General features: G+C 70.1%; 23 protein-coding genes and 1 pseudogene. 14 read left to right on the top strand and 10 right to left on the bottom strand.

From position 1 onward, the window contains the following. Nucleotides 1–57 precede the first annotated feature (57 nt). A complete protein-coding gene (locus ABH937_RS11430; RefSeq protein ID WP_370218109.1) occupies nt 58–963 on the top strand; it encodes a LysR family transcriptional regulator in 906 nt (301 codons plus the stop codon). 122 nt (nt 964–1,085) lie between these two features. On the opposite strand, the gene ABH937_RS11425 is transcribed toward ABH937_RS11430, so the two are convergent. Then, nucleotides 1,086–1,778 carry a TetR/AcrR family transcriptional regulator gene (locus tag ABH937_RS11425; protein ID WP_370218108.1) on the bottom strand — a complete coding sequence of 231 codons (693 nt, stop codon included), beginning with the start codon at nt 1,776–1,778 and terminating at the stop codon, nt 1,086–1,088. A gap of 80 nt (nt 1,779–1,858) precedes the next feature. Between ABH937_RS11425 and ABH937_RS11420 the strand changes: the two genes are divergently transcribed. Next, nucleotides 1,859–3,013, top strand: a complete 1,155-nt coding sequence (locus ABH937_RS11420; RefSeq protein ID WP_370218107.1) for an FAD-dependent oxidoreductase — start codon at nt 1,859–1,861, stop codon at nt 3,011–3,013. Between the two features lie 3 nt (nt 3,014–3,016). Here the strand turns inward: ABH937_RS11420 and ABH937_RS11415 are convergent. Both ABH937_RS11415 and ABH937_RS11410 read right to left on the bottom strand, forming a co-directional pair. After that, nucleotides 3,017–3,517 (bottom strand): annotated as a pseudogene (locus ABH937_RS11415) (SDR family oxidoreductase); the annotation flags it as partial. Nucleotides 3,518–3,541: 24 nt separating this feature from the next. Further along, a complete protein-coding gene (locus ABH937_RS11410; RefSeq protein ID WP_370218105.1) occupies nt 3,542–4,888 on the bottom strand; it encodes a GH1 family beta-glucosidase in 1,347 nt (448 codons plus the stop codon). 604 nt (nt 4,889–5,492) lie between these two features. On the opposite strand from ABH937_RS11410, the gene ABH937_RS11405 reads away from it, so the two are divergent. After that, nucleotides 5,493–5,723, top strand: a complete 231-nt coding sequence (locus ABH937_RS11405; protein ID WP_370218103.1) for a hypothetical protein — start codon at nt 5,493–5,495, stop codon at nt 5,721–5,723. Beyond that, nucleotides 5,720–6,475, top strand: a complete 756-nt coding sequence (locus tag ABH937_RS11400) for a hypothetical protein (RefSeq protein ID WP_370218102.1) — start codon at nt 5,720–5,722, stop codon at nt 6,473–6,475. Before ABH937_RS11405 ends, ABH937_RS11400 begins: the two co-directional genes overlap by 4 nt. 339 nt (nt 6,476–6,814) lie before the next feature. On the opposite strand, the gene ABH937_RS11395 is transcribed toward ABH937_RS11400, so the two are convergent. Next, complete coding sequence (locus ABH937_RS11395; RefSeq protein WP_280690789.1) at nt 6,815–7,108, bottom strand: DUF1330 domain-containing protein; 294 nt, start codon at nt 7,106–7,108, stop codon at nt 6,815–6,817. Between the two features lie 188 nt (nt 7,109–7,296). Between ABH937_RS11395 and ABH937_RS11390 the strand changes: the two genes are divergently transcribed. Both ABH937_RS11390 and ABH937_RS11385 read left to right on the top strand, forming a co-directional pair. Next, nucleotides 7,297–8,199 carry a LysR family transcriptional regulator gene (locus tag ABH937_RS11390; RefSeq protein ID WP_370218170.1) on the top strand — a complete coding sequence of 301 codons (903 nt, stop codon included), beginning with the start codon at nt 7,297–7,299 and terminating at the stop codon, nt 8,197–8,199. A gap of 558 nt (nt 8,200–8,757) precedes the next feature. Continuing rightward, nucleotides 8,758–9,132, top strand: coding sequence for a hypothetical protein (locus tag ABH937_RS11385; protein ID WP_370218100.1), 375 nt, complete (start codon nt 8,758–8,760; stop codon nt 9,130–9,132). A 62-nt stretch (nt 9,133–9,194) separates the two neighbouring features. Here the strand turns inward: ABH937_RS11385 and ABH937_RS11380 are convergent, their stop codons facing one another. From ABH937_RS11380 to ABH937_RS11365, 4 genes are all read right to left on the bottom strand, one after another. Further along, nucleotides 9,195–9,749 carry a hypothetical protein gene (locus tag ABH937_RS11380; protein ID WP_370218098.1) on the bottom strand — a complete coding sequence of 185 codons (555 nt, stop codon included), beginning with the start codon at nt 9,747–9,749 and terminating at the stop codon, nt 9,195–9,197. 186 nt (nt 9,750–9,935) lie between these two features. After that, on the bottom strand, nt 9,936–10,259 hold the full coding sequence (locus ABH937_RS11375) for a hypothetical protein (protein ID WP_370218097.1): 324 nt from the start codon (nt 10,257–10,259) through the stop codon (nt 9,936–9,938). Nucleotides 10,260–10,340: 81 nt separating this feature from the next. Further along, the gene (locus ABH937_RS11370) at nt 10,341–10,598 is read right to left on the bottom strand and encodes a hypothetical protein (protein ID WP_370218095.1); all 258 of its coding nucleotides are present in this window, start codon (nt 10,596–10,598) and stop codon (nt 10,341–10,343) included. 101 nt (nt 10,599–10,699) lie between these two features. After that, entirely contained in the window at nt 10,700–11,143 is a 444-nt protein-coding gene (locus ABH937_RS11365; protein ID WP_370218094.1) for a hypothetical protein, read from the bottom strand. 341 nt (nt 11,144–11,484) lie between these two features. Here ABH937_RS11365 and ABH937_RS11360 point away from each other — a divergent pair, with 341 nt between their 5' ends. Next, a complete protein-coding gene (locus ABH937_RS11360; protein ID WP_370218093.1) occupies nt 11,485–12,408 on the top strand; it encodes an alpha/beta hydrolase in 924 nt (307 codons plus the stop codon). A gap of 85 nt (nt 12,409–12,493) precedes the next feature. On the opposite strand, the gene ABH937_RS11355 is transcribed toward ABH937_RS11360, so the two are convergent. Further along, the gene (locus ABH937_RS11355; RefSeq protein WP_370218092.1) at nt 12,494–13,405 is read right to left on the bottom strand and encodes a TIGR03621 family F420-dependent LLM class oxidoreductase; all 912 of its coding nucleotides are present in this window, start codon (nt 13,403–13,405) and stop codon (nt 12,494–12,496) included. 299 nt (nt 13,406–13,704) lie between these two features. Between ABH937_RS11355 and ABH937_RS11350 the strand changes: the two genes are divergently transcribed. Both ABH937_RS11350 and ABH937_RS11345 read left to right on the top strand, forming a co-directional pair. After that, nucleotides 13,705–13,956 (top strand): Smr/MutS family protein, encoded by a 252-nt coding sequence (locus ABH937_RS11350; RefSeq protein ID WP_280690781.1) that lies wholly within the window; start codon nt 13,705–13,707, stop codon nt 13,954–13,956. Between the two features lie 137 nt (nt 13,957–14,093). Then, entirely contained in the window at nt 14,094–14,741 is a 648-nt protein-coding gene (locus ABH937_RS11345; protein WP_370218091.1) for a TetR family transcriptional regulator, read from the top strand. 104 nt (nt 14,742–14,845) lie between these two features. Here ABH937_RS11345 and ABH937_RS11340 read toward each other — a convergent pair whose 3' ends face one another. Beyond that, nucleotides 14,846–14,968, bottom strand: coding sequence for a hypothetical protein (locus ABH937_RS11340; protein ID WP_370218089.1), 123 nt, complete (start codon nt 14,966–14,968; stop codon nt 14,846–14,848). A gap of 417 nt (nt 14,969–15,385) precedes the next feature. Between ABH937_RS11340 and ABH937_RS11335 the strand changes: the two genes are divergently transcribed. From ABH937_RS11335 to ABH937_RS11315, 5 genes are all read left to right on the top strand, one after another. Beyond that, the gene (locus ABH937_RS11335; RefSeq protein ID WP_280690779.1) at nt 15,386–15,526 is read left to right on the top strand and encodes a hypothetical protein; all 141 of its coding nucleotides are present in this window, start codon (nt 15,386–15,388) and stop codon (nt 15,524–15,526) included. Further along, nucleotides 15,523–16,257: a hypothetical protein gene (locus tag ABH937_RS11330; protein WP_370218088.1), complete on the top strand. Its 735-nt coding sequence runs from the start codon at nt 15,523–15,525 to the stop codon at nt 16,255–16,257. The genes ABH937_RS11335 and ABH937_RS11330 overlap by 4 nt, the downstream gene beginning before the upstream one ends. Nucleotides 16,258–16,407: 150 nt before the next feature. Beyond that, nucleotides 16,408–17,499: a hypothetical protein gene (locus tag ABH937_RS11325; RefSeq protein WP_280690777.1), complete on the top strand. Its 1,092-nt coding sequence runs from the start codon at nt 16,408–16,410 to the stop codon at nt 17,497–17,499. A gap of 340 nt (nt 17,500–17,839) precedes the next feature. After that, nucleotides 17,840–19,264 carry a family 2B encapsulin nanocompartment shell protein gene (locus ABH937_RS11320; RefSeq protein WP_280690776.1) on the top strand — a complete coding sequence of 475 codons (1,425 nt, stop codon included), beginning with the start codon at nt 17,840–17,842 and terminating at the stop codon, nt 19,262–19,264. Nucleotides 19,265–19,298: 34 nt separating this feature from the next. Continuing rightward, complete coding sequence (locus tag ABH937_RS11315; protein ID WP_370218087.1) at nt 19,299–19,655, top strand: hypothetical protein; 357 nt, start codon at nt 19,299–19,301, stop codon at nt 19,653–19,655. The last annotated feature ends 8 nt before the right edge of the window (nt 19,656–19,663 follow it).

The raw sequence follows: 19,663 nt of genomic DNA, 5'->3' as shown, positions 1-19,663 counted from the left end.
CTATCCACCCCCTCCATTAACATCAAATGCATGTCAAGCACGGCTGGGATTACTCCCATGCAATTGGATTTGAATCTGCTCACCGCGCTCGACGCGCTGCTGGAGGAGGGCAGCGTGGCCGGGGCGGCCGCACGACTGCACGTCACCGCCCCCGCGATGAGCCGGAGCCTGGGCCGGATCCGGCGCACGACCGGGGACCAGATCCTGGTGCGCACCGGCCGCACCATGACCCCGACGCCCTATGCGATCGCCGTCCGGGAGCAGGTGCACGAGCTGCTGCACCAGGTCCGGGGCGTGCTGGCCCCGAGCCGTGAACTCGATCCGGCAACGCTGGAACGCACCTTCACACTCCGCTGGCACGATTCCCTGGTCGCCATGAGCGGCCCCACGCTGCTCGCGGCCGTACGCGGACAGGCGCCGGGCGTGCGATTGCGCTTCGTCGCGGAATCGAGCGTCGACACCCCCGAGTTGCGGCGTGGTGAGGTCGATCTGGAGGCGAACGCCAACCGTCCGAGCGCACCCGACATCCGCGCCGAGAAGGTGGGCGAGACCCGCCTCGTCGCCGTCGTGAGGCAGGGGCACCCCCTCACCCGCGCCCGAACCGTCACCACAGAGCGGTACGCCGCCGCCGAACACGTCACCGTCTCGCGACGTGGAAACCTCAACAACGCCGTCGACGACGCCCTCGCTCGGCTCGGCCTCACCCGCCGGGTGGTGGCGGCCGCGCCCACGGAAGCGGCCGCGCTGGAGTTCGCGCGCGGCTCCGATCTCCTGATCAGCGTCCCCGAAATCACCACACGCACCGCGGCCGCCGGCCTCGGTCTGGTCGTACTCCCCCTGCCGCTCGAACTGCCGTCGGCACCGGTCTACCTGTCGTGGCATCAGCGCTACGACACCGACCACGCCCACACCTGGCTGCACGCACTGGCGCGAACCGCGCTGGCCACCTGCGGAACGTCGTAGCTGACGCCGTACGGCCGCACGCTGCGGCCTGCCCGGCACGACCGTCCGGGCGGGGCCGGCCCTCCCGCTCCGAGCGCGCGGCACCCGGTTCTTGGCCGACCCCCGATCCGCTCGAGTTCGAGTCAGGTCCGAGGGAACGGAGCCGGGTTGGCGGCCTCGATGCCGCCCAGGATGAGGTCGATGCCGACCAGGAACTGCTCCCGGTCGTCGTGCTCGGGCAACTGCGCCGCCACCCGGCGCACGAACGGGTACCGAGCAGGATCGAGCTGGGCCCACTGCTGGGCGATCTCACCCAGGAAGGCCGTCCGATCGGCCCTGTGCGCGTGCAGGCGGGCGTTGGCGGCGTTCTGTCCGGCGACGCCGAGGACATGGATCACGAGCGTGGACGTGGCATCGAACTGCGCTCCCTCGGGCACACCGAACCCCTCCAGCCGACTGCCGAAACCCTCGAAGATCTGCGGAATCGCGGCCAGCCACGGCGCGCGGGAGAGCTGGGTGCCGACCCAGGGGTGTGCGTCGATCGCGTCGAAGAGCCCGAGCGCGAGGGCCCGGATCGCCTCCCGCGGACGCGCGCCGCCGGGCAGGTCCGCCATGACCCGGGCGATCACGTCGTTGGTGGCCGCCGCCAGCAGGTCGTCCTTGTTGGCGACGTGCCAGTAGATCGCCCCGCTTCCGGTGGCCAGGTGGGCCGCGAGCGTGCGAAAGGTCAGCGCGCCCTCGCCGTCGGAGTCGAGGATCTCGATCGCCGCCTCCACGATCCGTTCCTTCGACAGCGCGTCCGTACGCCGTACAGCCCGCTGCTTCTTGATGGCCATGAACACAGTTTGACATGAATGGATCGCTGTTCCAACATGAGAATGGAACAACGTTCCATCATGGCTTCGAAGGGAACACCATGACGACACCGGTCACGATCATCGGCGCGGGCCTGGGCGGCCTCACCCTCGCGCGCGTCCTGCACGTCCACGGCATCCCCGCCACCGTCCACGAGGCCGACCCCTCCGCCGAGTCCCGCACCCAGGGCGGCCAGCTCGACATCCACGAGGAGGACGGACAGCGTGCCCTCGCGGACGCCGGCCTCACCGACGAGTTCCGCGCGATCATCCACGAGCGCGGCGACGCCGCCCGGGTGCTCGACCAGCACGGCGCGCTGCTACTGGACGTCCCCTCCGACGGCACCGCGGTACGCCCCGAGGTGCTCCGCGGCGACCTGCGCCGGATCCTGCTCGACTCCCTGCCGGAGGGAACGGTGCGCTGGGGCAGCAAGGTCACCGACGTCCGGCCGCTCGGCGACGGCCGGCACGAGCTGACCTTCACCGACGGCTCGACCGAGACCAGCAACATCCTGGTCGGAGCGGACGGCGCCTGGTCCAGGGTCCGGCCGCTGCTCTCCGACGCCCGGCCCGTCTACACCGGCACCACGTTCGTCGAGACCTACTTGCACGACGTCGACGAGCGGCACCCCGCGACGGCCGCCCTGGTCGGCCGAGGCGCCATGTACGCACTCGCCCCCGGCAAGGGGATCGTCGCCCACCGTGAGGCGGGTGGCATCCTCCACACCTACGTCGAGCTGAACCGTTCGGCCGAGTGGATCGCCGCCACGGACTTCACCGACACCGCGGCCGCCACCACCCGGGTCGCGGCCGAGTTCGACGGGTGGACGCCGCACCTCACCGCGCTGATCACCGACGGCGAGACCGCCCCGGTGGCACGCATGATCCACACCCTCCCGGACGGACACCGCTGGGAGCGGGTGCCTGGCGTGACGCTGCTCGGCGACGCCGCGCACCTGATGCCGCCGTCCGGCGACGGCGCCAACCTGGCGATGTTCGACGGTGCCGAACTCGGCAAGGCCATCGCCCAGCGCCCCGACGACGTCGAAGCGGCGCTGGCCACCTACGAGAAGGAGCTCTTCCCGCGCAGCGAGGCCTTCTACGCGGACGCCCACGAGATTATTGACCTCTGCCTCGGCGAGCGCGCACCGCAGAGCTTGGTCGACTTCTTCAGCGGGCACCCGGAGGGACAGGACGAGGCGGTGGCACAGTCCTGAACGTTACCGCCACGGTCGGCGCACGGGGCGGTGGTACATGCCTTCGCGGACCTTCGGACAACGCCGAGCGGGCACGGCCGGCACGCCGATCGAGAACATCGGACTGCCCGCAGTCGACGTCCACCGGCGGGCAGCAATCGCCGCCCGTGGGGCTTCTCCCGAACAGCCGGCCAGGTCGGCGTCGTCCCGGTGCCGCCGGCCACGCTGGAGGGCGTGGCGAGGCTGCAGGTCCCCGACCACTTGGTCGGGATCGAGACCACCAACGTCCTCGACTGCCGACCGACCCACAGAACCCCTTGCGCGGCACGGCGCAGGCGGGAGTGTCTGGACGAGGCCACCATCGATGACGAAGTCGCTCCCCGTCACGTTGCCCGCCCGGTCGCCGGCCAGCAGCACGACGAGGTCGGCGACCTCCTGCGGGAGGCTGAAGCGGCCGGTCGCCGACTGCACGACGGCCGCTCGAGCGATGTCCTCCGGATCTCCGCCAGCCGCTTTCGCGACGGTCTCGGCGACGCCGCCGTCACCGAGCTACTTTTGATGACTTGCAATCAGATCGCGGTACCAGGCATAGGAGGCCTTCGGCGTGCGCACCTGCGTCTCGAAGTCGACGTGCACCAGACCGAATCGCTGCTGGTAGCCCTCCGCCCACTCGAAATTGTCGAGCAGCGACCAGGTGAAGTAGCCCCGGACATCCACGCCTTCGGCGACCGCTGCGGCGAGGGCGTCGAGGTGGCCGGCCAGGAAGTCGATGCGCGGCTGGTCGTGGACGGTGCCGTCGGGACCGGGCTCGTCCGCGACCGAGCAGCCGTTCTCGGTGATGGTGATCGGCGGCAGTGCCGCCCCGTACCGGTCCCGCAGGCCGACCAGCAGCTCGCGCAGTCCGTCCGGAACCACCGGCCAGCCGAACGCGGTTCGCGGCACTCCCTCGATCTCGGCTTCGACGAACGGGAGTCCGCCGGGCTCGGTCGGGGCGGCGATCCGGGTCGGGTTGTAGTAGTTGACGCCGAGGCCGTCCAATCCCGGGCCGGCGATCAGCTTCAGGTCCCCGGGACGGACGCACCCGCCGAGGTCCTCGCCGACACCGTACGCGCTCAGGTCCGGATAGCTTCCCAGCAACAGCGGATCGGTGAACAGCCGGTTGTGCAGCGCGTCGTACGCAGCCGCGGCCGCGACGTCCGCCTCCGCCTCACTCGCGGGCCACACCGGGGTGAGGTTGTTGGCGATCATCACCTCATGGCCCCGCTCGCGCAGCACGGCGGCCGCCAACCCGTGCCCCAGCAGCTGGTGATGGGCGGCCGGCAGCGCATCCAGCATCAACGTGCGCCCCGGAGCGTGGATCCCGAGCGCGTAGCCGAACACCATGTGCACGAACGGCTCGTTGAGCGTGATCCAGGCAGGGACGCGGTCACCCAGCCGATCCACCACCAACTCGGCGTACTCGGCGAACCGGTAGGCGGTGTCCCGGGCCAGCCAGCCGCCGCCGTCCTCCAGCGCCTGCGGTAGGTCCCAGTGGAACAGCGTCGGCATCGGCGTGATCCCGTCGGCGAGCAACCCGTCCACCAGCCGGTCGTAGAAGTCGAGCCCGCCGACGTTCACCGCCCCGGCCCCAGCCGGCAGCACCCGCGACCACGCGATCGAGAACCGGTACCCGTCCAGCCCCAGCCCCCGCATCAACTCCACGTCCTCAGGCCAGCGGTGGTAGTGGTCGCAAGCGACCCGCCCAGTGGCCCCATCCCGCACAGCACCGAGCCGAGCCGCGAACACATCCCATACCGAGGGTCCGCGCCCATCCTCATCCACCGCCCCCTCGATCTGGTAGGCGGCGGTCGAGGCACCCCAGCGGAAGCCCGCGGGCAGGTCCAGACGATTCGGCATGTCCTACTTCCCTTCAAAACCCGAGGAGACCTCATGTTAGTGGCATACTGCTCAAACACCAGAGACAGCACGGTGATTCAGGGACCGGATGCGCAACAGAGCTCCCGGGCAGCACACCGGGCACACGGTCCCGCACGGGCCGCAGGCGCGGCGGGGCAGGGCGGTGGGAGGCGCCCCGCCGACGCGGCCATTCACGGAGCACTCCCGATGGGCGCAATCCTGTCTCGGTCAATGCCCCGCCACCGCGCGGACGACCCGGCTCGAGAGCTTCTTCTCCTCACTGGCGCTCTTACGCGTGCTTGGTGTCCGCAGCCGCGCACACGCGGTCGCGGTCGCGGTCGCGATCGAACTGATGTCGCCCCGATCGAGTGAAGCGGGCGGCGACACGCCGCCCGCTGTCCGTCGGCCCTGCCAGGATCCTCGCTCCAGGCCCGCGCCGACGAGCCTGATCCGTCAACATCCCTGCTGTCAGGCGGTCTTGTGCCCTACAGAACGATGATCGGCGTGCACCTGGTCCTGATCGAGGGGGGCCGGGTGCTGCTGGGGCTGCGCCGCAGTGCCGCCTACGCCGACAAGACGTGGCACACGCCGCCGGCCATCTCGGGTGCACACCCTGCACGACCTGGACGCCGACGACGGCGCGGGCCGGCTCCAGCTCTTCTTCCGGCCCGCCCGGTACACCGGCGAGATCACCAACACCGAGCCGGAGAAGTGCCATCAGCTCCGGTGGTGGCCGCTCGATGCCCTCCCTGAGCCGGTGGTCGGTTATACCGTGCAGGCGCTGGGCGCTATCGCCGCCGGGGCGGCGCTGTCGGTGCGGGGATTCTCGGCGTGAGCAGGGAGCGTGTGGACCCGGTGCCCGTGGACGTCGAGCAGCTGCTGGATCGGGGGATCGGCCGGTGGCGGATCCTCGGCGTGCGCTCGCACGGCCGCACCGGGGCGCCTTCGGTCTGGGAGATCGAGGACCTGACCGGTCAGCGGTGGTTCGCCAAGCGGCACTGGAACGAACTGCCGTACCAGCGCGAGACGAGGGCATACGACGAGTTCGTGCCCGCACTCGGGCAGCGGCGGGCACCCTGGATCGCCGACCGCGATCCGGACGCCCGGCTGATCGTCACTCGCGGCCTCAAGGGCGAGCCGCTGAGCAAGGTCCAGTTGACCGGCGTGCAGGAGCTGGAGGTGTTCCGGCAAGCCGGTGTCCTGGCGGCTCGCCTGCACGCCCTGACCGCGGTGCCGGCACCCGGTCCGGTACGCAGCACGCCGCTGCGGCCGCAACAACGGGCGAAGGCCCTCGACATGGCGATGGACCTGGGCCACGGCGACTTCGGCCCCCGCAACTGGATCGTCCACCAGCGCGGTGAACTGCGCCTTCAGCTCATCGACTTCGAGCGCACGACCGGCGGAGGAGCCGGTGCGCCACGACCTGATGCGGATCGTCTACCAGGTCACCGCGCGCAGGCCCGCGCTGGCGGAGGCGTTCTTCGACGGCTACGGCCGCCGCCTCACCGAGGCGGAGGAGGCTGCCTGCCGGGTGTACGCGGCGCTCGACTTCCCGTCCGCGCTGAAGTGGGCCGCCGACCACCGTGATTCCGAGATCCACGGGTACGCCCGTCGCGCGCTCGACCTGCTGCGCGCATCCGTGCGGCCGTATCCGACATCGAGGAGCAGCGTGTGACCACCATGACCGGATCGTCACCGTCCACTACGGGCCGCGCAGTTGGAACCCAGAACCGATCTGGACGCTGCCCGGCGTTCATCACAGGCAAGTCGACTGTCGGGCAATGATGTGTCGGCTGCCCCGAACTCCGCTTCGCGGCCCGCCCGACAGGGACGCGGGGCATGGCATCGAACTCGTCTCGTGAGTCGTCGTTCAGCACCGTGTGCGTATCAGGTGACGGATGCGCAGCGATGGGTGGGCCCGGCCGGTCAGTCGATGCCTTCGATGATGCGGAAGTCGCGCTCGACGCCGTCGGGGAGGGCCACCAGCGCCTTCTGGTACGCCTCGCTCTCGTAGGCCGCGACGGCCTGTTCAAAGCTGTCGAACTCGATCAGAACGACGCGTTGCGTGATTCCGGCCTCGTGGGCGACGACTCGACCGCCACGGGACAGGAGGCGCCCGCCCCCAGCCCGGACAGCCGGACCGGCCAGCTCTTCGTAGGCGGTCAGCCTCTCAGGGTCGGAAATGGCGGGGTATGCACTGACCCAGTAGCCCTTGGCCATGGAAACCTCCTGTGTTCGGCCGGACACGTCCGACTTCGAATTGACACTCAGCTCGATCGATCCCGGCGACGGGTACTGCGGTCAGTGGAATCGTCATATGCGCAGGTTAGGGCTTGATGTGCGGTCGAGGGAAAGACCGTTACGGGCTAGGCTCAGAACGGATCGTTATCAATCGGCAGGGAGGGCACGTGGCGCCGGATACGGTGAGCCTGCGGTACTTCCTGGTGCTGGCGCAGGAGTTGAACTTCACCCGCGCGGCCACACGGATCGGTATCGCACAGCCCGCACTCAGCGCCCGGATGCGCCGACTGGAGGCGGAACTCGGCACGGCCCTGCTGGTCCGCAACACGCGTAGCGTCGTATTGACCACGGCCGGTGCGGCTTTGGCGGAGTCCGCGCCGCCCGCGCTGGCGGCGCTGGACCGGGCATGGGACACCACCCGGAGCGCGGCGGCCGGTGAACTGGGCACGCTGCGCATCGGATACAGCCTCAGCACCGGGGCCGAGACGGCACCGGCCCTGGTGGACAGGCTGATTCGCGGCAACAGCGGACTCGAGGTCGGCGCGGTCCCGATGGCGACACCGGAGATCTCCCCCGCGGTCGCCGACGGCCGCATCGATGCCGGGATCACCCGCGGTGAACAGCCAGGCCGTGGCGTGCGCCGGTTCCTGCTGCGGCGTGCGCGCGTCGGGGTCCAGCTGGCGCAGCACCATCCGCTGGCCGAACACCAGGAGATCGAGATCGCCGACGCGGCCGCGTATCCGCTGCGACTCCCGGACCGTGCGGCCAACCCCGTGATCCACGATCAGCTGTCCGCACTGTTCCGAGACACCCGACCGCACCCCCGATTCCACACGCCCGCAGTCTCTTTCGACATGTCTCAGCGCGACCTGCGCGACGGGGTCACCCTCGCCCCGGCCGGAGAAGCCGCGGCCACGGCACAACCGGCCGGTCTCACCTGGCGACCACTGCGAGGCGCGCCCGGCCTGACGATCCACCTGGTCCTCCCACGCGAGCAGTCGCCGCTACACCGCCGCATCCGTGCCGTCGCCAAAACCCTGGCGCACGAGCTGCACTGGCTGCCGGACTGACGCGCAGGAGGTCAAGCGAGACGGACGCCTGCGGTGGCGAGGCCGAAGACCTTGCGCCCGGCGGACTTCGCGGTGATGACGACGGCGGTCTTGCTGAATGTCCGACACGAGCTCGCTACGCCGGCGGATCAGCATCCGATGATGGCCCCGGGTCCGGTCCGAGTCGCACACCGCGGCGATGTCCTCGCCCAGCCCGAGATCTCGGCGGACACCGCGCCTTCGCCGACACCGAACCGGACAAGCACGGGTACCGGCGGGAACGCCCGCCGTCAACGGCGTCCATGACGTCGGTCAAGGCTTGACGCCAACCACTGTTCCCTTGCTCCCCGAGGCCGGGGACCCCCACGGGTTCACGCAAACTGAAGGTGCTCAGCGGGAACCCGAGGATGTGCTGTCGTGCTTTCGTGGGGGCGGCCTTCGAGTTCAGGGGAACTCGGGGGGCGAGCTGGGGCTGAACTGCCTCTGGGCAACCTTCTTGGGAGCGGTGCTGGCATCGTGAGAGTCATGAGACCAGCAGGAACGACACCGGAGCCGGATGCCCCAACGCAGAGCGGCCTCATGGCTCTGGGCGAGGTGGCTTGCCGCTATCGGGCGGACGAGATCCGCCCGGAGGACCTGCCGATGATCGCTGCTGAGGCACTCGCGGCCGGGCTGGACACCCCGACGCTGTGTGAGCTGGCCGGTTGGCCGCGCAACGCGGATGCCCACGACATCCGCGACACGTTCGAGCAAGCACTCTCCGAGGCCGGGATCGGATTGCCCGATCCGGGGCTGGCCCGGCGCCACGCCTCGCCGCCGGCTGGCGGCGAGGCTCGTCGATGGAGAAGTCGCTCCCGCCGACGTGGCGACGGACGAATGGTGGGAGACGGAGGTCGAGACCACCGAGGAGCGATCATTCGTGCGGCTGATTCCGCAGTGCGTGTGCTGCCTTGAGTACACCTTGGGACTCGACCAGCGGACGTGGGCTGAGGAGCTGCGGATCACCGCGCTCGCCCTCACATCGTCTGCTCCGATCGGCCCCGGCTGCTGACTGCCGTGACGGCACGCTCACCTTCGCCGCCGCTCCAACGTTGCGACCTGGCCGCGCATCGCGGCGCTGATCCAGTGGCTGCTGGCCGGGTGGTCCTGTTCGCCGTGTTTGGCCAGCGGGTGCGCCGGTGCGCCAGCCAGTCCAGCAGCAGCTTCAGGGTCAGGTCGTCAAGAGGGCGAACGCGGCCCGCGATGGACAGCCGCCGGTTGCCCACGTCGACGTCATCGAGCATGAGGGTGCCGATCTGGGCAACTCGGGCGGCATGGACCGCGGCGAAGGCGAGGATGAGTCGTGTCGCTGGGGTCGTGGCCGCCGCGACGGCTTGGTCGACCTGTTCGGGGACGAGTGGCTGCAGCACGGCGTACTCGTACGGCCCGACCTTGATCCGGCTGGTGGGGTTGCGAAAGATGAGACCGTTCCGCTTGGCCCAGCTGAACAGCGAACGCAAGGCGACGAGTTGGCTGTGGCGAGGGCGCCCGTGCAGTGCCTTGAGATAGGTGAGGACGTCGTCGCGGGTCACTTCCCACAGATGGTCGTAGCGACTGGACCACTCCAGCGTCGGTACGCGACCGTGGAAGCACCCCAGCGGGAGCCCACCGGCAGGTCGAGTCGGTCCTACATGTCCACTCTCTCCAGCTAATATGAGTGAACCTCATGTTAGTGATCCGCCACCAAAACACGGACGCGGGACGGCCGCAGGCCGCGATCAGCAGACGGACGGGCTGTCGCAGTCGAACCTCACCGCGTGCGCGGTCGGATTGAATCCGGGTGTGCTCCATGGAGTGCCGTGCCCGGGAGTCCCCTTGCCCGCGACTGCCAGCTGCTGTCGACAGTCGGTGGCGGAGACGAAGGTCGCGAAGATGTGCGCCGTCTTGTCCGTCAGGTTGGTGCCATCAGTGCTGCCCTCGTCGGGCAGTTTGATGCACTTGCCCGCAGGTGGGTTGCGCAGGTCGAGACTGTGGCCGGACTTGGTGTTGAAGAGGAAATCGCCATGGGCGATCTCCCCAGGGGCTGCGGAAGCCGGTGTCACTGCCGCTGTAGCGGCGAGCAGGGCCGCGATGGGCAGAGCAAACAGGACACTTGTCCGACGGGTCACAGGGCCCCTCCCATGTCAGGTGTGCGTGATCTCGATCTGCGTGTGGCAGCTCGGCCTTGGGTCGATGTCACTGGTGTGCAGCACCTCGCGATTGCCGATGAAGGCGCTGGCCGCAAACTTGTGCACGTCCGAGCAGGCGCCCAAGTCGAAGGTGGCGGTGGCTCCTGAGGTGATGTGGCGCTGGGTGATCAGGCGGATCACCGGATCGCTGTACCGGTCGACTGCCAGGTCCACTTCGTCGAGGCCGAATCCCGAGTGGTTGACGACGTCCACCCGGTAGGTCGACCCGGCCGGTGAGGCCGAGGCGGATGGTGCGGTCGCCAAGCCTGCCGCGACGACGAGTACGGCTGCGCAGGCCGCCGTCACGGGACCCCTCATCGCCTTGCCTCCGCCTTGCTCACCTGCACGGCGGCGCTGTCCCTGATGGTGACGATGTCGTCACAGCCGACCGGATCGGCGTCGACATCGCCGGTGGTGAAGACGCGTACGCCACCCACGAGGCCGCTGACCGCGTACTGCTTCACGTCCGAGCACGGGCCCAGGTCGAAGGAGACCACGCTGGACGCCGGGACGTTGAACTGGTGGAGGATCTGCGTGACGGGCGTGCTGTTCCGGGTGTAGGCCAGCGCGACCTCGTCGAAGGCCCGGCTGGAGAAGTTGTCCACCTCCACCTGGTAGTTCGCCGCCTGCCGCACCGTGGCGCGCGACGCCGTCGACGCTCTGGTGCCGGCCGCATGCCCGGCCACTGGTGCCGCGGTCGAGGCCAGCAGGCAGGCCGCTGCCGTGACCGCTACACGACCGAAGGATGAGAGACGCATATCGATACCCCCTTTGTCCCCCAGATGCATGTCTGCCGCATATGGGTTGGTAGCACTAGGAGAGCATGCATCACAGACAGTTAGGGCCTTTCACCGAAGCAATTCACCCGGTTGAGCGTCCCAGGACTCACTGGAAGTCGACGAAGTAGCCCCCGAACTGCGGGAATCCGATTACCGGCTGACAAGCTGTCCTGGTCGGGATGCCGCCAGGCATCCCTCGGCCGCGGGGAGGTCCTGTCGTGGGTGTCGATGTCGATGGAAGGCCGTTGGAGCACGACCCTGCCCCGATGGCTCGGCGCGCGCCTCCCTTCGACCCCGAACTGGGTGCCGCGCTGGCCATCATGGGCGAGGAGGCGAGGGAGCCGGTCACCGCGCAGAACCTCGCGGCCAGGCAGGAGCGGGATGCTGCGGCCCGGCCCAGGCCGACAGTTGGGGAGCTCCGGGCCGACGGCCGGTTCGACGTTGAGGAGCTGCGAGCGCCGGGGCTTCGGGACGGCAGGGAGGTCAGGCTTGTCAGCGCACGCCCCGCCGGGATCGCCGGGCCGCTGCCGCTCCTGTACTACATGCACGGCGGCGGGATGATCATGGGCAACGCATGGTCCGTACTGCCGCGGCTGCTTCGCGAATGGGCTCGCCCGGAGCAACTCGCCGTCATCTCCGTCGAGTACCGGCTGGCACCGCAGGCGCAGTACCTCGGGCCCGTGGAGGACTGTTATGCCGGACTCGTCTGGGCGACCGAGCACGCGGCCAAGCTGGGGCTCGACGCGGACCGCGTCGTCATCGGGGGGAAGAGCGCCGGCGGTGGACTCGCCGCAGCCCTCGCCCTGTTGACCCGCGACCGCGGCGGGCCGGTGCCGATCGGTCAGTTGCTTCTGAGCCCGATGCTCGACGACCGTGACGACACCTTCTCCAGCCACCAGATGGCCGGCCGCGACACCTGGGACCGAAGCTCCAACGCGACCGCGTGGCGGGCGCTGCTGGGCGACCGGTACGGCGCTGCCGACCTGCCGCCCTACGCGGCGCCTGCGCGCGCGACGGATCTGTCCGAGCTGCCGGCGGCCTACCTCGAGGTCGGCTCGGCCGAGACCTTCAGGGACGAGGCCGTGGCCTATGCCAACGCGATCTGGCAGGCCGGCGGCGAGGCCGAACTGCACGTCTGGCCCGGCGCCTTCCACGGGTTCGACACGCTCGCGCCGCGGGCAACCCTCAGCCAGGATGCCCGCGACGCGCGTTCCCGCTGGCTCCGGCGGATCCTCGGACGGTGAACCCCGTTCGGTCGCCCGTTGCGGGCCCCGGCCACGGCCCCGGCCATGGCGGAGGCCGGGGCCGGGGCCGTGGCCGGCAAGGAGGTCAGGCGGGAGCGGCAGCGGTCAGCAAGGCGGCGTTTTCCGCCTTCCTGACCAGCTCGATCGCCGGGCCGAACGCCTCCATCGCCGGACGCTGCACGGTGAACGAGGTGAAGCCGTAGCGCTCGCGGTGGCGCAGGATCTGCTCCGCGATCTCCTCCACCGTGCCGATCAGGACGAACGGGGTCTCCAGTGCCTGCTCCGGCGTCAGGAACGGCTCCTCGGCGGCCATCGCCTCGGCCTCGGCCCAGCGGTCGTCGGTGACCCGGACGTCCAGGACGAAGACGTTGCGCTCGATCTCCGGCAGCCGGTCACCGGCCACCGAACGGAAGAACTCCAGCCGCTCGTCGGCCTGTTCGGCGGGGATGATGCCGAGCGTCCCGACCGGGCTGCCGGGGACCTGGACCCAGCCGCTGAAGCTGACGGTGTCGGCCCGTTCGGCGGCCATCCGCAGCAGCCGGTCGCTGGTACCGCCGAGCAGCAGCGGCGGTCGGACCAGGTCGGTCTCCTGGGCGAAGAGCCGGTCCAGCTCGTCCAGGGTCGCCTCCAGCCGGTCCATCCGCTGCCGGAAGGGCTCGAAGGGGATGCCGGCGCCGTCGAACTCCGACTTCACCACCCCCGAACCGACACCGAGTTCGACCCGCCCCTCGGTCATCCGGGAGAGCGTGGCCACCTCCCGGGCGAGGATCGACGGGTTCCAGAAACCGCAGTTGAGGACGTAGGTGCCCAGTCGCAGCCGCTGCCCGGCATGGGCGGCGGCCAGCAGGGCGAGGAACGGCGAGCTGCGGTTGGGGCCGAGGTGGTCGACCGTCACCGCCGAGTCGTAGCCGTACGACTCGGCGGTGCGGACCGTCTCGGCGAGAGCGGCCGACGTGCGGTGGCTGGCCAGCGAGAAGCCGAATCTGAAGCTGCGCATATGGCTGATTGCTCCTGATGCTTCGACCGACTGCCACTAGGGCGTCGGTGATCCCCCGGAAAGGTCGCGTCAACGGGCCGGCGAACGAACCGGGGCCCCGGCAGTGCGGGTCGGGCGGAAGCTTCGGCTCCGGTCGTGGCGAGATGACGGCGACTCTTGGAATCTAGGGTGTGTGACCACGTTCGTCAACACTCGCCCAACCTGGACAACTGTTCAACTCCCGCCCGTATTACCACTATTGACACTTTGACGGCGAACACGGAACCGATGCCCGGATCCCGGCCGACTAGGGTACGACGATGCGTAGCCTCGACCTGCACCCGATCTTCCGGAACAACCGCGACATCGAACTGGCCATGCGTCAGTTCCTCTTCGCTGCCGCCCAGTCAGGTGACCCGGTCGCCGAGATCATCCCCGGGAAGGGCTCGGGACAGCTGATGCGGCGGGTGTTGGCGTTCCTGGACCAGAAGCACATCCGCAAGCTGTACCTGCGGCACGAGTTGGACCCGAAGAACCCGGGCCGGGTACTGGTGCACTTCCAGGAGGTGTGAGGCTCCTGGAAGGACATGAGGTGTACTCATGATGAGGATTCGCGCGGCACCCGCCGATGCGGCACAGTGGTAGGCGATGGGTGGGCACGGGCGGCGGTACGTGCGGTGCGAGCGGTGCGGACGGGAGCGGGACGGCGATGAACGAGCTGAGCCTCGAGGCGGCGGAACCCGAGCTGCGGCGCAAGCCGGTGCAGCAACGCAGCCAGGAGCGGCTGGAGCGAATCCTGGACGCCTGCGCGGAGTTGCTCGACGAGGTTGGCACGGGCGCACTGACCACCAAGGAGATCGCTGCCCGCGCCGAGGTGCCGATCGGCACCCTCTATCAGTTCTTCACCGGCAAGCAGAGCCTGCTGGCCGCGCTCGCCCGGCGCAACCTGCGACGCTACCTGGACCGGCTGACCCGACGGTTGGCGGCCGAGTCGCCGCAGGACATCGGCGGCTTCGTGGACTTGGCGGTCGAGGAGTTCGTCGCGATGAAGCGCGCGGTGCCGGGGTTCGGCGCGCTCGACTTCGGGCTCACCGGGCCCACCCCACCGGCGTTGGACGACGTGGAGCACCTGCTCGACGGCACCCTCGACAACAACAGTGCGGTGGCCCGGTTGCTGCACCAGCTCACCTCCGAGCAGCTGTCCGGCGATGGCAGCCGGCCAGGACCGCTGGCCCTGCGGGTGGCCCTGGAGTGCGCGGATGCGGTGCTCAAACTCGCCTTCCAGAGCGACCGGGACGGTGACCCCACGCTGATCGCCGAGTGCAAGGTGCTGCTCCGCCGCTACCTGGCCGGCTGAACACGAGTTCGCCACACGTACGCTGAGGCGACTGCCGGACCCCCGGAAGGGTCAATTCCCCTGCCAGGGCCCTGCCGGCTGGTCCATTCGGTATTCAGGGGAATTCACAGCTGATTATCGTCCTGCGCATGCAAGGTGACGACGACGGTCCGCAGCAGGCGCCGGGCCATCAGCACACCCCTGGGCTGCCGGAACCCGGGCACCACGAGCCCGGGCACCACGATCATGCCGGGTCCCCGGACCCACCGCACCACGACCCACCGCACCACGACCCGCCCTGGCCGCCGGAGCCACCACACCCACCGCACCCACCGCACCCCCCGCATCCCCCGCACCCGTGCCCGCCGACGCCTCCCCCGCCGCCGCACCTGTGCCCACCACCGTGTCCGCCACCACCTTCTCCACCACCTCCGCCGCCACCACCATCTCCGCCTCCGCCTCCTCCACCCCCACCACGGCCCACGCCGCCGCCTCCCCCACCTCCTCCCCCGCCCCCGCACAAGCCCGCCGCCCCCAAAGCGGCCGCTCCCCCCACCCACCACGCACCGCCACCACCCCCGCCCCCGCCACCCCCGCCGCCCGCCCGGCACGCCCCCGTCCTGCCGGCCCCGCCGCCACCCAGCCAGCTGCACGCCGTCACCGCCGTGCCGACCCGCCCGCCCGACGACAGCCTCGCGCTGCCGGGCGACCCGCAGAGCGCCTTCGCGCTCGTCGCGATCACCGTCCCGGCCGTCCTCGCGGCTGCCGCCACTTTCATCAACCACACCATGGGGAGACGTCGTTGAGCCTGGGAATCGTCATCGCCGTCATGCTCGGCGCCGCCGTGGCCGTGGGCATCCTGGCCGCCTTCGGCCGCACCAGCCGTTCCCGCGAGGGCGCCTTCTCCGGAGGCGCGCTCAGCTTCCTGGGCTCGGCCTCGCTCTCCTCCTTCATCCTGGTCGCCGCGTTCCTGATCGCCGGCTCCTGGTCCAACCTGAACACCGCACGGGGACACACCTGGGACGAAGCCCGCTCGCTGAACGCCGCCTACACCGATGCCGATGCCAGCACCCGGCCGCTGCTGCGCTCCTACGTCACCGACGTGATCGGACCGGACTTCACGGCGATGACGCACGGCGGTTCCGATGCCGGCACCTGGGCCGGCCTGGACGCGGCCCGGCAGCACGTCGAGGCGGAGCCCGACTCACCGCAACGAACCACCGAGCTGAGCGATCTGGACGACATCTACACCAAGCGGCAGATCCGGCTGGCGGACACCTCGCTGTCGCTGCCCTCCCCGCTCTACCCCGCGCTGATCGGCACCGGGATGCTGGTGCTGCTCTTCGCGCCGATCGCGGGACTCACCTTCCAGCGGCGTGAGGCGATCGCGCTGGGCCTGGTCGGCGCGGTGGTCGGCTTCGGTGTCTACCTGGTTCTGCACATGACACACCCGTACACCGGACCGATGCACGTCACCCCGGCGGCCTATCAGCAGAGCCTGCAACGCTTCAGCCAGCTCTCCCGGCAAGCCAGCTGACGGTACGTCGAACAGCACGTCACGCGGTGATCCGGCAGGGCCCGCACGGCCCAGGCGGAGCACCGCGTGCGCGCGTCCGGCGTCCTGCCCGGTCGACAACCACCGAGCCGATCCGACGAGCATGCGGTCGGATGATCGACAATGTCCGCCATGAGGTTGATCTCGGCGCTGGCCGGCGTCCTGCTGCTCCCGCTCACCATCGCCAGCATCCTGCGCACCCTGGTGGTGCCGCGCGGGCTCTACTCCTCGCTGGTCCAGCGGCTCTGGCGCACCGTGCGCGCCCTGCTGCACGCCTGCGCGGCACCCTTCGGCACCTACCGCGCGCACGACCGGGCTCAGGCCTGGCTGGCGCCACTGGTCCTGGTGGGCATGCTGTTCTGCTGGCTGCTCTCCCTGCTGGCCTCCTTCACCCTGCTGCTGTACGCCGACTCCGGTCTCTCCTGGAGCGTCTCGCTGCGCGAGGCCGGCTCCAGCCTCTTCACCCTCGGCTTCGCCAGCGGCGACCGCCTGCGGCTCTCCGCGCTGGACTTCCTGGCGGCGGTCAGCGGCCCGGTGGTGATCGCGCTGCAGATCGCCTACCTGCCCACGCTGTACGGCTCGTACAACCGCCGCGAGGTCGAGGTGACGCTGCTGCAGTCGCGGGCGGGCGAGCCGGCCTGGGGCCCGGAGCTGCTGGCCCGGCAGTCCCTGGTGGACACCGAGACGGCGCTGCCGCAGCTCTACCGGGACTGGGAGCGGCTGGCCGCCGAGCTGGGCGAGAGCCACTCCAACTACCCGGTGCTGATCTCCTTCCGCTCACCGCAGCCGTACCGCAGCTGGATCGTCGGACTGATCGCCGTGATGGACGCCGCCGCGATCCAACTCGCCGTCAGTCCCCGCAACGCGCCGCCGGAGGCCCGGCTGGTGCTGCGCGCCGGGTTCACCGCGCTGCGCGACATCGCCCGGGTGGTGCGGATCGACTACGACCCGGATCCGGAGCCGAACAGCCCGCTCCGGCTCACCTACGCCGAGTTCGACGCGGCGGTCAGCATGATCACCGCGGCCGGCTTCGCCACCGAACGGCCGACGGTGCTCGCCTGGCCGCACTTCCAGGGCTGGCGGGTCAACTACGAGTCCATCGCCTATCAACTGGCACGGCGCTCGGACGCGGTGCCCGCGCTGTGGACCGGCCCGCGCGACTTCCCCGCCAGCCCGATCCCGCCACGCCGTCCGGCCGACCGCAGGCCGGGGGTGCAGGCCTGACCGTCGGCCCGCGCCACCCACCCGTTGACAGTCCGTCCGGCTGAGCCGACATTCGCCAACTGACTGTCATATAACCTGCTTGCCATTTCTCGACTAGCATTCTCAACTCGCATTTTCGAGCGAATCAAGGGCGCGCGCAAACAGCTCACGCGCCCCTTTGAGTAGTTGATCCGCCGTACCGGCGCAGAGCCGGAGAAACGCTTCCCCATGGATCAGCTCTTTTCCCGATCTCCTTCTCCCGGGTGGCGGCCATGCGATGGAATCTGAACCACGCAACGGATTCCATCGCGTCAGACGGATCTCACCCTGCTGCCGCGACCGTGACGAATGGAGAGAGCCGATGTCGATCGACACCGGGCCGGCACCGACCGAACCGCAGCAGGTCCAACAGAGCGCTCAGCTCAGCCTGAGCACGACGGCGGCGCGCAACCTCGCCACCACCACCAAATCCGAGCCCCAGATGCAGGGCATCAGCTCGCGCTGGCTGCTGCGCGCGCTGCCCTGGGTGCAGGTCTCCGGCGGCACCTACCGGGTGAACCGCCGGCTGAGTTACGCGGTCGGGCGCGGCCGGGTGAGCTTTGTGAAGACCGGCGCCGAGGTCCGGGTCGTGCCGCCGTCGCTGCGCGAGGTCCCGGTGCTGCGCGACGTGGCGGACGAGGCGCTGCTCGGCGAGCTGGCCAGGCGCTTCACCCAGCGCGAGGTGGTCGCCGGCGAGGTGCTGGTCGAGGCCGGGCAGCCGATCGACGAGATCTACCTGATCGCCCACGGCAAGATCAACAAGATCGGCCTCGGCAAGTACGGCGAGTCCGCCGTCCTCGGCCACCTGGCCGACGGCGACCACCTGGGCGACGAGGTGGTCGGCCGCTCCGACGCCCTGTGGGAGTACACCGTCAAGGCGACCACCGCCGCCACCGTGCTCACCCTGCCCTGGGGGGCCTTCCAGGAGCTGGCGGCCCGCTCCGCCGAACTGCGGGAGCTGATCGACCAGTACCTGGCCGACGCCGATCAGGCGCAGAACCAGCACGGCGAGGCCGCCATCGAGTTGGCGGCCGGCCACGAGGGCGAGCACGAGCTGCCCGGCACCTTCGTGGACTACGAGCTGGCGCCGCGCGAGTACGAGCTGAGCGTCGCGCAGACCGTGCTGCGGGTGCACAGCCGGGTCGCCGACCTCTTCAACGACCCGATGAACCAGGTCGAGCAGCAGTTGAAGCTGACCATCGAGGCGCTGCGCGAGCGCCAGGAGTTCGAGGTGGTCAACAACCCCGACTTCGGCCTGCTGGCGAACGCCGACTACGACCAGCGGATCCAGACCCACTCCGGCCCGCCCACCCCGGACGATCTGGACGAGCTGCTCAGCCTGCGCCGCGAGACCTCGCACATCTTCGCCCACCCGCGCGCCATCGCCGCGTTCGGGCGCGAGTGCAGCAAGCGGGGCATCTACTTCGGCTCGGTCGACGTCGGTGGCCACCACATCCCGGCCTGGCGCGGCGTGCCGATCTTCCCGTGCGGCAAGATTCCGGTGGTCGGCGGGCACACCTCCTCGATCATCGCGATGCGCGCCGGCGAGTCCAACCAGGGGGTGATCGGCTTGAACCAGATCGGCATCCCGGACGAGTACGAGCCCGGACTGAACGTGCGCTTCATGGGCATCAACGAGAAGGCGGTGGTCTCCTACCTGGTCAGCGCCTACTACTCCGCCGCCATCCTGGTGCCCGACGCGCTCGGCGTGCTGGAGAACGTCGAGGTCGCTCGCGCCCGTGGCTGACGCCCCGGCCGCCCCGCATCGAAGGAGACCTGACATGGCGTCAGCACCACCGCCACCTGCTTCACCGCCGCGGTTCAGCGCGGGCCCGACCGGCCTCGGGACGGCGGCGGCCCGGCTGCCGGCCCGCCCCGGGGTCGACCGCGTGGTCGAGGGCCTCGCCACGAGCACCCCGGCCGCAGGTGGTCAGGCCTTGGCGAGCCGGGTCGCGGACGCGGTGGCCACGGCGATCGAGGCGGCGGCAGGCCGGACCTGCGGCGCGCGGATCCCCACCGGGCCCACCGGCCTGGGCGCGTCCGGTCTGGGCGCGTCCGGTCTGGGCGCGTCCGGTCTGGGCGCGCGCGGCCTCGCTGCCTCCGCACTCCCCCGGCAGCCCTGCGGGCCGGTACTCTGACGGACCGT

It is taken from the genome of Kitasatospora sp. GAS1066B, assembly GCF_041262605.1.
In the GTDB taxonomy this organism is placed as follows: Bacteria; Actinomycetota; Actinomycetes; order Streptomycetales; family Streptomycetaceae; genus Kitasatospora.
Note: the sequence above shows the minus strand (reverse complement) of the source record. Positions and strands in the feature narration are given on the sequence as shown.